14 protein-coding genes are annotated in these 12,849 nt (G+C 39.0%); 2 read left to right on the top strand and 12 right to left on the bottom strand.

The window, feature by feature from the left end; translation table 11 throughout:
* Positions 1 to 127 precede the first annotated feature (127 nt).
* Positions 128 to 292: a hypothetical protein gene (locus tag AC1TPB_RS22595; RefSeq protein ID WP_482078542.1), complete on the top strand. Its 165-nt coding sequence runs from the start codon at positions 128 to 130 to the stop codon at positions 290 to 292.
* A gap of 42 nt (positions 293 to 334) precedes the next feature.
* Here the strand turns inward: AC1TPB_RS22595 and zwf are convergent, their stop codons facing one another.
* The 10 genes from zwf to AC1TPB_RS22545 all read right to left on the bottom strand — a co-directional run bounded on the left by zwf (position 335) and on the right by AC1TPB_RS22545 (position 10,567).
* On the bottom strand, positions 335 to 1,888 hold the full coding sequence (zwf, locus tag AC1TPB_RS22590) for a glucose-6-phosphate dehydrogenase (RefSeq protein ID WP_482078569.1): 1,554 nt from the start codon (positions 1,886 to 1,888) through the stop codon (positions 335 to 337).
* Positions 1,889 to 2,007: 119 nt separating this feature from the next.
* Entirely contained in the window at positions 2,008 to 2,820 is an 813-nt protein-coding gene (locus AC1TPB_RS22585; RefSeq protein WP_482078541.1) for a YwmB family TATA-box binding protein, read from the bottom strand.
* Positions 2,821 to 3,115: 295 nt separating this feature from the next.
* The gene (locus tag AC1TPB_RS22580) at positions 3,116 to 3,766 is read right to left on the bottom strand and encodes a response regulator (protein ID WP_482061758.1); all 651 of its coding nucleotides are present in this window, start codon (positions 3,764 to 3,766) and stop codon (positions 3,116 to 3,118) included.
* Between the two features lie 14 nt (positions 3,767 to 3,780).
* A complete protein-coding gene (locus AC1TPB_RS22575; RefSeq protein WP_482078540.1) occupies positions 3,781 to 4,785 on the bottom strand; it encodes a sensor histidine kinase in 1,005 nt (334 codons plus the stop codon).
* Between the two features lie 88 nt (positions 4,786 to 4,873).
* Complete coding sequence (locus tag AC1TPB_RS22570) at positions 4,874 to 5,575, bottom strand: PspA/IM30 family protein (protein WP_482078539.1); 702 nt, start codon at positions 5,573 to 5,575, stop codon at positions 4,874 to 4,876.
* A gap of 4 nt (positions 5,576 to 5,579) precedes the next feature.
* Complete coding sequence (locus AC1TPB_RS22565) at positions 5,580 to 6,035, bottom strand: PspC domain-containing protein (RefSeq protein WP_482061761.1); 456 nt, start codon at positions 6,033 to 6,035, stop codon at positions 5,580 to 5,582.
* The gene (locus AC1TPB_RS22560; RefSeq protein ID WP_482078538.1) at positions 6,023 to 6,706 is read right to left on the bottom strand and encodes a PspA/IM30 family protein; all 684 of its coding nucleotides are present in this window, start codon (positions 6,704 to 6,706) and stop codon (positions 6,023 to 6,025) included. The genes AC1TPB_RS22565 and AC1TPB_RS22560 overlap by 13 nt, the downstream gene beginning before the upstream one ends.
* Before the next feature lie 166 nt (positions 6,707 to 6,872).
* Positions 6,873 to 7,169, bottom strand: a complete 297-nt coding sequence (locus AC1TPB_RS22555; RefSeq protein WP_482078537.1) for a LiaF transmembrane domain-containing protein — start codon at positions 7,167 to 7,169, stop codon at positions 6,873 to 6,875.
* A 161-nt stretch (positions 7,170 to 7,330) separates the two neighbouring features.
* Positions 7,331 to 8,866 carry an ABC transporter substrate-binding protein gene (locus AC1TPB_RS22550; protein WP_482078568.1) on the bottom strand — a complete coding sequence of 512 codons (1,536 nt, stop codon included), beginning with the start codon at positions 8,864 to 8,866 and terminating at the stop codon, positions 7,331 to 7,333.
* Between the two features lie 153 nt (positions 8,867 to 9,019).
* Entirely contained in the window at positions 9,020 to 10,567 is a 1,548-nt protein-coding gene (locus AC1TPB_RS22545; protein ID WP_482078536.1) for an ABC transporter substrate-binding protein, read from the bottom strand.
* 66 nt (positions 10,568 to 10,633) lie between these two features.
* On the opposite strand from AC1TPB_RS22545, the gene AC1TPB_RS22540 reads away from it, so the two are divergent.
* Positions 10,634 to 10,777, top strand: coding sequence for a hypothetical protein (locus AC1TPB_RS22540; protein ID WP_482078535.1), 144 nt, complete (start codon positions 10,634 to 10,636; stop codon positions 10,775 to 10,777).
* Between the two features lie 44 nt (positions 10,778 to 10,821).
* Here the strand turns inward: AC1TPB_RS22540 and AC1TPB_RS22535 are convergent, their stop codons facing one another.
* On the bottom strand, positions 10,822 to 11,757 hold the full coding sequence (locus AC1TPB_RS22535) for a carbohydrate ABC transporter permease (RefSeq protein ID WP_482061765.1): 936 nt from the start codon (positions 11,755 to 11,757) through the stop codon (positions 10,822 to 10,824).
* A 12-nt stretch (positions 11,758 to 11,769) separates the two neighbouring features.
* Positions 11,770 to 12,735: an ABC transporter permease gene (locus tag AC1TPB_RS22530; RefSeq protein WP_482078534.1), complete on the bottom strand. Its 966-nt coding sequence runs from the start codon at positions 12,733 to 12,735 to the stop codon at positions 11,770 to 11,772.
* Positions 12,736 to 12,849: the final 114 nt, after the last annotated feature.

Below are 12,849 nucleotides of genomic sequence, written 5' to 3'. Positions count from 1 at the left end.
CTTGCCTTCCCTTCATTACTCAAAGTACAAGAGTAACTAACTTCTTATTTCAATGTTCACTTCATATTCATTATCAAAAGCGATGAAACAAAACCCAGCAACGTGTACATGAGTACACCAGCGGTCAATGTTCAGCACGAAGCTTATAATCGAGGTTCAAAAAGTGGGCTTTAAGAACCGAGAAGATGGAGTGCTACTTGAGAAAGACGGAAGCGCAAGTGTACGTAGTTGGTACACGCGAACCGTACTTTCCAAGTTCACTTCATATTCGATGTCGAATACGCTACGTTAGCATACCCTTCGTTATCAAAGTCCGCTTATTGAACTTCCTCTATTAGCGGCTATTTGTAATCCATAGCACATTGTCTTCATCCTGACCATTGACTGGCCACCAGTGGAAACCATCTTTAGCTAACAATTCATCTGCAGCTGTTGGACCCCAAGAGCCAGCAGGATAAAATTGTAGATCATCGGATTGTTCACGCCAAGCTTGAGCGATTGTATCAACAAATGACCATGCATGCGATACTTCATCCCAACGTGTAAAGTAAGTAGAATCACCATGTGCAGCATCATTAATTAGACGCTCATATGCTTCTGGTGTATTAATACCTACTAAGCAACTTTGACAGAACTCCATATTTACTGGTTGAACTTCATTGTCAGATCCCGGTTTCTTAGCATTTAATTTTATATAAATACCTTCCATAGGATTAACTCGGATCACTAATAAATTCGGGGCAAGATCATGCTTTGTGCCAAATAAAATATTGTTCGCAACCGGCTTAAATTCGATAACAACCTCTGTCGTTTTGACTGGTAGACGTTTACCTGTACGAATGTAGAAAGGTACGCCTGCCCAACGGAAATTATCAATCATTACTTTAGCAGAAAAATAAGTTTCAGTTGTAGAACTGTCATCAACTGAATCCTCTTCACGGTAACCAGGTAACGCTTTGTCACCAAATTTACCAGCAGAATATTGACCATGAATAACATTATTACGAACATCATCGCTTGAAGTATAGTTACGCAATGAACGAAGAACTTTTACTTTCTCATCGCGAATATCTTCACCAATTAGTCTACTAGGTGGTTCCATGGCGATCATCGACAGCATTTGAATCATATGGTTTTGTCCCATATCACGCAATGCTCCTGATTTGTCATAGTATCCACCACGATCTTCTACGCCAACCGTCTCAGAAAGTGTAATTTGTACATTCGCAATATGCTTGTTATTCCACAGTGGCTCAAAGAATGAGTTCGAGAAACGAAGCACTTGAATATTTTGCACCATTTCTTTACCAAGATAGTGGTCAATTCGGAAAATTTCTTCTTCCTTAAACACTTGGTTAAGCTGTTTGTTCAACTCCTGCGCAGATGGTAGATCATAACCGAAAGGTTTTTCGATGACTAGACGATGCCAACCTTTAGACTGCAGCATGCCGCCGTCACGCATATTGAATGAAACCGGACCGAATAACGACGGCGCTAGCGCTAGATAGAACAAACGATTACCAGGAATATTGAATTGTTCATCAAGCTCAGCAGATAGTACATCTAATGCTTTAAAGCCTTCCACATCGTTAATATCAAGAGACATATATACGAAATGTTCAGCAAAACGATTCCACATAGTTAGATCGTCAGCTTTATATCGACAGAATTCATTAATGGAATCATATAAATCTGAGCGAAACTGCTCATTGGTACGGGGACGGCGAGCTAATCCAACTACCGCAAAGTTTTCCGACAATTTTCCTTCTTTATATAAACTGAACAATGCCGGGAATAGCTTACGTCGCGCCAAATCTCCAGTTGCACCAAACAAATAATAAATAGCACCTTCTGGTGAAACAGGTTCAATTGAAGTATTGTAGGTCATATGTCTCATTCTTTCTTTATAAATTTTATACGCATTTACATGTAATGTAGTTTAGCATATTCATCCTCAATTCGCCATGAAGTTTGCATAAAAATTACTAATAGACAACGTAAGCTCTTCTAATTAGTTGTATTTTCGACGATAACCTCACCAAATTCCCCACTAATCAGTGGAATTGCTAATGTTATGGTTACGTTAGCGTCTATACTACTACGATGTTCTGATAATTGTAAATTAGCCATTTTTCCATCATTGACCCATCGAGATGTTTGAACGCTATTTGTAAATAATGTACTACTTTTCGTGCCGACATCCTCATACTGTTCCACGATTTGACTAACGGATAGCTTCTGTAATGTCTTTAAGCTTTGATCATTTTGAGCTGTCCCAAATACTTTCATACTCATTTGCGCTTGCGGATCTTGTGCAATAATTAAACGATTCAATTGGCTCACATAAGTTTTCATACTTTCAAATCTATCTATATTACCTTGCTCAATTTGCAACAAAATTATTGTCAGATTACTATCATTTAACTGCTCCATTGCGCTTAATTGCAAATGACTCCCCTTGTATGATCCCATTCCATCAATTGTTGCGCTATTTTTCCTGATATTTTTCGGTAAAGGCGCTCCGTTTGCATCTTTGAAAAATTGATCTGTTAATTGTTGAAAGCTTGCAGAAGATAATGTTGTATCCCAGCGCAAATACCATTTCCCTTTAGCTGCACCATCTAGTAACAGCTCGTCACTCCATTTCCATAATAGCGACAGATCTGATAATTCCGCCTGTTGATTAGCTTGCTGCGCCGTTGATTCCCCTTGCATCCAAGCAAATAACATTAATATTGCGATAATCGTTACCGTTACAACTAGCTTCCATCGAGATTGTTTCTTTGGTTTGGCCTTAGGTGTCATCATATAAACCATCATTAATCCCCCTCGCCTATCTTACTACCTCATTAACCTTGTAAGGTATAGTAATACGCTTTCAACGAACGATGTCCTGCAATACTTTGGCAACTTTCGTGCGACATTACGGACGCAAATTCCGCTACGTAGCGAGGCTTTAGAGACTTTCGACAGCGACAATGATGTCACTGTCGCTAAGCTGCCATTAGGCAACAATTGTTCGTTTTCCTCGACAGAAAAAGAGCATAAAAAATCACGCAATATCAATGATCGTTGTACGTTCATTGATATTGCGTGATACGATAAGGGCTATTATTTACTCAGCAACTCCATGCTTATGTGCGTAAATTGCTGCTTGCGTGCGATCTTCTACATCTAATTTGTTAAATATGTTCGTAATATGGAACTTCACCGTCTTAACACCAATAAATAACTCGTCAGCGATCTCTTGGTTCGACAGCCCTCTTGCTACACTTTTCAATACGTCCATCTCACGATCTGTCAATAGATCATGTAGTTGTTGCTTTGGCTCAGTCTTCGGCTGACGCAGTCTATTCATCATCTTAGCAGCAACTTGTGCTTCGATGACCGATTGTCCTCTTGCAGCTGCACGAATTGCATCTGCAATTTCCGTTGCTCGCGAAGTTTTCAACAAATAGCTGAATGCTCCCGCTTCAATAACAGGATATAGCTTACTATCGTCAATAAAACTAGTAAGCACAATTACTTTACAATCAGGATGAACTTCCAATATTTGTCTAGTGGTCTCAACGCCGTCAATAGGCTCCATAACAAGATCCATCAATATAATATCAGGTCGATAGCTTGTTGCCATTCTAATGCCATCGTAGCCGTTGCTTGCTTCGCCAACCACTTCAATTCCATCCTCTGTATCCAACACTGCTGCTAATCCTATTCTAACCATCTCATGGTCATCTACTAATAATACCGAAATCGGTCTATCCATGTATTAACCCCTTCCTAACCTTTGCTTACATTCGTAACGATTGGAGGCTCATAAGGGATCGTTACAAATACAGTTGTACCTTCACCAACGTTTGAAGAAAGCCTGAATTGCCCACCCAGTTCAATGACTCGCTCCTCCATCGTTAGTAGACCGTAGGAGCCTTGTTTGCGAGCGCCCATCTCGAACCCAACACCTTTATCTTGAATCATCATATGTACATCATGATCAAGCTTATACAGCTTCACAAGCATATGCTCAGCTTTAGAATGTCGTAATGCATTAGATAACGCTTCTTGAGCAATCCGAAATAGATGATCTTCAATCTCGACACGCATCACAATCGATGTATCCACATCTAATTCAATTTGCATCGGGATTTTCTGTTGTAGCTCATCGACAAGTGCGGTCAAGGCCATTCCCAGACTTTTTCCATTCAAATGTACAGGGCGTAAATGAAGCAATAACGCTCTCATCTCAGACTGTGCAACAGATGCCATCTCTTCAATAAGCTGAACCTGCCGCTTCGCACGCTCCCAATCACGTTCGATCGTCCTGCTAACAGCTGTCGCCGTCATCGATATCGCAAATAACTGTTGACTTACTGCATCATGCAGCTCTCTCGCTAGCCTTTGACGCTCCTCAATGACCGCCGTGAAACGCACTTGCTCTTCCCATAGTGAATCTTCTTCTGTCTGCTCATCGTCTTTAACTGGATCCTCGCTTCCAATCAATGTGATCGGCGAATAAGCCTTTCGCTGTGCAAGCAATTTTCTCATCGAAGCCTTTAATCGAGAATTAATAAAATATTGATAGATTGCCGATCCTGCGAGCCCTACTCCAAGTGCGCATAATCCTATAATTGCCCATGTTCCTTGCAAACTCATAATGTGCAGAAATCCTGCCCCTTGCAGTATAATTAGCAAGAAACTTCCGATGATTAATAACCAGATAAATGTCTCAAGCATGACTCTAGATCTGATTTTTTTTTCTTCGTTAGGTAACTCTTTCGAATTTTTCACGAAGCTCCTCGCTCTCAGTTCGTCATTATGCAAGAAAGAGCAGACCGATATTCGGTCCGCTTTCCTTGTATTCTATAATTATATACGATTACTCAACAGGATTAAGTTTATTCTTCATCGCTTGAATTTGTTCTTCTACTTTCATTTGACGCTCGATGTCAGCAGCAGTAAGTGGTGCTTGTGTAGTTGCCGCTGTAGATCTTGATGAGCTATAGCCATATGGTGAACGCTGCACATCAGCCTCTGCTTCCATCATCATAATTTTTTCTTCCATACGTTGGAAACCACGAGATGCTGTTCCATTTTCAAGCGTATGATTTGAAGAAATTGAGGTCATTTGTTTTTGAGCTTTAGCAAGCTGTGCTCTTGACGCAAGCTCGTTACGTTTATTACGCAATTGATAGAATTCATCCTTCATCTCATGCAATTGTTGCATAAGTGCTTCCGCTTGCTCCTTCGCATTGGCATGAAGATCTGTATACTCTACAATTTTTTGATCGAAATAAACTTTTTCTTCAAGCAATTTTCTTGCCAGCTCCTCTTGATCTGCACGAAGTGCTGCTTCAGCCTTAGATTCACGATCATTAGAATTACGAATGCTGTCATCAAGACGTTGCTGCATACTGCGTTCCCCAGCCATTTGTTTCGCTACCGTAACTTCAGCTTGATGAATCTCAGCCTCCATGTCACGTAGATATTGATTAATCATTACAACAGGATCCTCTAATTTGTCCAACCAGTCATTCACATTTGCCTTTGTCATATCTTTCATTCTTTTGAAAATACTCATAATATTATTCTCCCTTCTCGATTCGAGATAATTTTGTTTTCAATTCTTCTATTTCACGACGTAATGCTTTTTTCTCTAGATCATCCATCATCTGATCTGTGTTTTGCGGAGGAGCTTGATAAGCAGTGTTATCTGCTGGTCTAGATGAGCTCCAATTAGAATTATATGATGTACGTTGGTTCATTGGGTCATGACCTTGCATCGGGTTCTGGTATCCATAGGTATGGTTATTTGGACCACTAGTTGGACCATATGGATTGTATATATTCGGTGTCTTTGGAACAATCATGCTTACAATGATATAGACTAGTGCAAAACCTCCACTACTTAATATCGATAGGACCACTACCAATATACGATACAAGGTTGCGTCTATATTTGTTAGTTCAGATAATCCACCACAGAGTCCTGAAAGCATCTTATTCGTTCTGGAGCGGTATATTTTTCTCACAAGGACCATCCTTCCCCATTTAATTTTTTCTTAAGCTGTTCCATCTCACGGTCAACTGCGAGACTTTGACGACTTGCTACAGTTGGATCTCCATACATACCACCATTGTTCTTGCGAACTTCTCGCAAGCTTTGAGATTCATTCTCCATCTCATTCAAGCGTGAATCCATTTTTCGCATCACTTGCGCAGGGTTATTATTATTGTTGAAGCTCATTCGCTCGTTCATTCTTTGCTGCAAGCGAAGTGATTCCATACGCGATACATAAAAGGCACGTTTATCATATACAAGCTGATACTCTTGGCGTAGTTCTCTAAGCTGATCTTCCAGCTCCATTAATGAATCACTACTTTGCTCATATAACCCACGGTAGGAGTTAGCATTATCAACAAGCATTGTTTTTTCAGATAGAGCTGATCTTGCGATCATTTCTTCTCCAGCTTTCAAGGCCACCATCGCTTGATATTCTTTACGTTCAATTTGTTGTTCAGCTTGTAACCACTGTGACTTTAACTGGTGCGAGTGATTTAAGTATTGATGATGAAGACGCTCTGCTTGAATAATCTCATCGCGGGTTGACCATAGAAACTGGTCAATTAATTTTACTGGATCTTCTGCTTTTTCAAGTCGATCATTCAATGTTGCCATTGTAATGTCGCGAATGCGTTTAACAATTCCCATTCTCCAACCTCCTAAAACTTTTTATTAGCTTCTTGACATACTTCTTGTTAATAAAAAGTAGCTTCGAAAGCATATCCTAAAACTTTTTATTAACTCCTCGATATACTTCCTGCTAATAAAAAGTAGCTTCGAAAGCATATGCTAAAACTTTTTATTAACTCCTACCTTAGTAACGTGAACCAAACTTCCCTTTAATGAATGATATACCACCAACGATTAATACAATCGCTAATATTAAAGTAATGATAGATCCTAGATTGCCAAGCAACAATACAAAACCGATGATTAAGAATAAGCTACCGATGATTTTCTTACCACTTTTAAGTGCGTAAAATCCACACGCGATTAAAATAAATGGAAGTAAGAATGCGATAATCGGACCAAGCAGTATGTTGAAAAACTTTAGTGCGAGTATACCACCAATGACGATACAGATAATACCTAGCAATGATTTGCCATTCATTCCTTACACTCACCTCTTTCTGTTCTTTTGTTTGGTGCCTTGCGTTGCTCTCTTGCTTATGTACTTAGTATAGATTGTTTTCGCGATGTTCAAAACAGACCTATGACGGTATTTAACCTAGACTATAGACGGGGACAGTAATCCTCTCCAAGACTAGTATGCTATCGTCCTTGCTTTGCTAGAAAGGCATCAAACTGTTTTTGCTTGGCAACCATGATTTGATCGATGCCAGCACTTTTCAACTTTTCAATATATTCAGGTAACACGATTGCTGGATCTACCGAACCCGATTCTAATGCGACCACATATTGCTTATCTACATTAATAACAGCTGCAACCTCTGAACGAACCGATTCGCCATCAAATATAAAGCCAAGACCAGGTGAGCTGACTGCTTCTTCATTGAAGGCAATGAATTGTTTCCATTTATCCGGGTCTTCCGTATCCCATAAATAATTAATAAATTGATTTCCTAGCATCCAATTAGAGCCTGGGCTATAGCGTGAAGTTAATTCAGTCCCTGTAATCGTGTTATTCGCCGTTTTCTCATAATGGATACCTTCAATCCCAAAATTAATGAGGTTGTTCAAATAGACATCCGTATGCAATAAATTTATTAATGTCATTGCTAGTTCGGAATGTCGGGTCGTTGATGAAATAGCGAGCATCGAACCTGCGGTCTCCGAAGTTGCAAGCGATTTTTGATTCAACTCAATTTGAGCGAGCAGACCTGACAAGCCCGTTTGTACTCCTAGTTCATCTGCCTTGCCTGGCTTAATTGGCGAGACAACTGAAAAATATTCATGAGATGCTAGTGCATCACTAACCATCATCTGTGTCGTTGTAGCATCTTTATTCGTATAGTTCTTCAGAAAATAATCTCTAGCTAAATATAAATTTTCAATGTAACGATCAATCTCATATAGTGGTTTGATCGTCGTAGATTCTCGATCCTTTAGAATATATCCTGGAATCGACGTATCACCTAGCCCATCATAATTGACCATATAATGAGAGTTAAAGTTTTCACCATTTTTAATGAATAAAGGAGTGATGTTTGGCATTTCCCGCTGAATTGTGGCATAAATCTCATCCAAATCTCGCAAACTTTGAACTTTACTCATATCCAAATTAAGCTGCTTAGCAATATCTTTACGATAAATAAGTCCTCCTTGTGCGGCGAACTCCTTATTCGTTGGTATTCCATAGTTAATTCCTTCAATCTGTGAGCCTTTTAATAGCTTCGGATCAAGACTTTCGATTATCCCTTGGCCATATTGCTGAAGTAAGTCATTCAATGGTAGATATGCTCCCCGTGATACATTCGAAGAATGCTTGCTCCATTGCGAAGTAAATACAACGTCAACCTCTTCACGTGATGCAATCATAATATTTTGCTTGTTATCCCAAGATCCCCAATCTAACACGATTAGATCGAGCTTTGCATTTAACTTTTTCAATAAATACTTATTAAGTTCTGCCTCTATTAATGGTTCATCCTGTTGCGGCGTACCTATATAAACTAACTTCAATGTGTATCCTTCACCATTTACAGCTAAATCTTCTACTAGATTCTCTTCAATTAAATCGCTTTCATTGTCAGATAGCTCCTTATGTTGCACAAAAGAACAACCAACTAAAGCAATAGAAAGGGCAATCATAATATGTACTATCACTACTCGACGAAACGTAAGCATCACAATAACATCCCCCGCATCTCATCCCAGTTTATACCTTTATATTATAGGTTTGGACTGAAAACGCAATAGCTTTCGTTCATCTTATTTCCTCTATATACAAAAAAGCAGCGCCAATAGTTTTCACTATTGGCGCTACTACATTCATTTTAATTAATTGTTAGCAAGGAATTCATCAAATTGTGTTTGCTTTTCAGCGATAACTTTATCAAGTCCAGCTGCTTTAAGTGCTGCAATATATTCTGGAAGTACAGAATCAACATCTACTGCACCACGATCGATAGCAACTTGGTACTGTTTAATTACGTTCGCTAGAGCACCAACTTCACTCTTAACAGGCTCACTGTCAAATACGAAACCTAGAGCAGGAGACTTAACAGCACCCTCGTTGAATTCTTTGAATTTAGCCCATTTATCTGGATCTTCAGAATCCCATAGGTAGTTCAAGAATTGGTTACCGAACATCCAAGCATGACCAGGAGTATAGTCAGCAGTTCGATCAGTTGAGGTCATAATTTCACCATTAAGCGTGTAGTGAATATCTTTGATACCGAAGTTAATTAGATTGTTGATTTCTTTATCGCTATGCAATAGATTAATGAACATCATCGCACGTTCTGGGTTTTTAGAAGCTGTAGGAATACCTAACATAGAACCAGCTGTTTCAGATGTTGCAATTGTTTTGTTTGTTAATTGGATTTGACCAAGTTTACCACTAAGAAGAGCAGCACTTGCAACTTCTTCGTCTTTACCAGGCTTCAATGCCTCGATAGATGAGAATACGATTCCTGCTTTCCAAGCATCAGCAGAAGCTACTTTACTTGTCGCAGAGTCTGCATTGATATAACCTTTATTGAAGAAATCACGAGTCGTTTTTACTGTTTCTAAGAAACGAGCGGTTTCTTCGATTGGAGCTACTTTAGTATCAGTACCATCTTTAAAGATAGCACCAGGGATCGTAGCATCACCAAGGAAATCATAATTTCCGAAGAAGTGAGCATTGAATGTATTATCTGTTGAAGAGATATAAAGAGGAATTAGGTCAGGTCTCTTTTCTTTTACAACTGCATATACAGCGTCAAGATCTTGAATTGTTTTAACATTTGTCATATCAATTCCTAGTTCAGTAGTAACTTCTTTGTTGTAGACGATACCACCAGCAGCTGCTAGCTCTTTCGTTGTTGGAACACCATAGTTTTTACCATTGATCTTTGCACCATCTAAAAATGCAGGATCTTGAGAAGAAGTAACACCTTCACCGTACTTTGCAATTAGGTCATTAAGCTCAAGGAATGCACCTTTACCTACATTACTAGCATGACCGTTCCATTGTGCTGTGAAAAGAACATCAACTTCTTCACGAGAAGCAATCATTAGATTGATTGTATCATCCCATGCGCCCCAATCTACAGGAGTAAGGTCAATGGTTGCATTGATTTTCTCAGTAAGCAATTTGTTCAATTCTTCCTCAATTAGCTTTTCATCCTTTTGAGGGCCACCCGGATATACTACTACTAATTTGACAGCTTTCAATTCTTCTTCTTTCGGAGTCTCATCAGCTGGAGTTGGAGTAGGGTCCGTGTTATTACCTGGAGTATTCGATGGTGCTGGGTTATTATTGCCACCACATGCTGTAACAATCAGAGATATTGCCAAAATCATTGTCACTAACAGTGAAGCGCTTTTTTTGCTTTTTCTCATTATTGCGACCTCCCATAATTTTTATATGCTAACCAGCAATGCTGGGTATAGCTGAACATAATTATAATGAAGGTTCAAAAAACGGGCTTTCAGAATCGAGCAGGTGAAACGCTACTTGAGAAAGGCGGAAGCGCAAGTGTACGTTATTGGTACACGCGAACCGTACTTTCCAAGTTCGTTTCAGATGCGATGTCGAATATGCTTCGTTAGCATCCTCATCGTTATCAAAGTCCGCTTTTTGAACTACCTCACATTTAACCTTTTACTGCTCCTACCGTAAGCCCCTTGACAAAATATTTCTGGAAGAACGGATAAGCAAAGATAATTGGACCAATTCCGATAATAACCATTGCCATACGAACACTTTCACTTGGGAATTTGAACGTACCGCCCGCTGCGATAATGGCAGAAGCTGCTGTACTGTTCGTAGATAGATATTGAATATTCAACATCGTCTTATACATCAAGTACTGTAGCGTTATATTATCTTCCTTCGTAATGAACACCAGACTGAGAAACCAATCATTCCAGTAAGCTAACGTTTGGAACAAGGCTACAGTCGCTAGTACAGGTAAAGATAATGGCAATACAATTTGGAAAAATATTCTCATCTCACCGGCGCCATCCATATTGGCTGATTCTAAAATGGCAGCTGGAATCGTTGTTTGGAAAAACGTTCGTGTAATAAGCACAAAGAATGCGGCAACTAAGAGCGGTATAATTAGTGCTGCCATCGTATTTTTCAAATCTAGCAATTGCACATATACTAAGTACCATGGTACTAGACCACCATTGAATAACATGGTGAAAAATACGAAGAAGGTAAAAAACTTAGCATGTGGGAAATCTTTACGCGAGATTGGATAAGCATACAAGGCGATGATAATCATACTTAAGCATGTACCAACAACCGTTACAATGATCGAGATTGAGTATGCTCTTATTATGGATGTTGCATCCTTGAATAGAAATTCATAAGCATCAAAGCTGAAAACACTTGGCCAGAAACTATATCCCTCTCTTACAATCGCGCCCTCATCCGTTATCGATACCATAATTACGAGAATGATAGGAATGATACAAAGTAACGAGTATACGGTGAACATAGAATGAATTCCGAACGTCGCTAACTTCGGCAATCTATTTTTGGGATTAGCTTGTGTAGTCACTTTTTCTATTTGTGCATTCATTAGATCACCTCTCTAGAATAATGCGTTATCGCTGTCAATTTTCCTTACAATCCAGTTTGATAAAAATACAAGTGAGAAGCCTACAACAGACTGTACTAGGCCTGCTGCTGAAGATAATCCGATATCACCAACCGTTAAGAAGGTTCGATATACATACGTATCAATTACATTCGTTACTGGAAATAATACGCCTGACTCCCTTGGTACTTGGAAGAACAATCCGAAGTCAGCATTGAAAATACGACCTACTTGAAGCAATGTCATAATCGTAATGATTGGCGTTAGTAATGGAATCGTAATCGTGAATATTTGCTTAAACTTACTCGCACCATCGATTGTAGCGGCTTCATAATACTCTTCATCGATACCGATAATAGCTGCCATGTAGATTACCGTATAGTAACCCATATTTTTCCATGTATTGACCATTGATAAAATGTAAGGCCAAAAATCTTTGGTGAAATACCATTTGATCGCTTCGATATCTAGCATTGGTAATAATGAATTATTGATATATCCATTTGTATCGCTTAGAAACGCGTAGGCAAGATAACTGATAACAACCATGGATAGGAAGTATGGTAAAAACATTACCGTTTGATAAAATTTCGCCAAAAATCTATTTTTAATTTCATTCAACAATATTGCAAACGTTAATGGGAAAACTAGATTTAGCACAATGAAGCTACTGTTATACAACAATGTGTTTCTCGTAATAATTAAAGCGTCCTTTGTCATGAACAAATACTTAAAGTTTTCAAATTTGCTCCAAGGACTTCCCAGTATGCCGTCTACATAGTTAATATTTTTGAAGGCAATAATAATCCCAAACATCGGGATATAGTTGTTCAGCAATAAAATAAGAATTGCTGGAAGCATCATAATGTAGAACATCCAGTATTTCTTCATCGTCTTTAGGATTGATACTTTCTTCTTAGGTGCTTGCTTCACCGTTGCATTTATGGTCTCTGTACTCATAACCCCCACATTCCTCTCTATATTGTCTCGTTGCTATATTCAAATTGTATAAAAAAAAGACACCGAACATTGTCGGTGTCGTGACTCGATTAACGCTATAATGACTACTTGAGT

The organism is Paenibacillus sp. Y951 (genome assembly GCF_056786395.1).
This window is presented reverse-complemented; position numbering and strand designations above follow the sequence as displayed.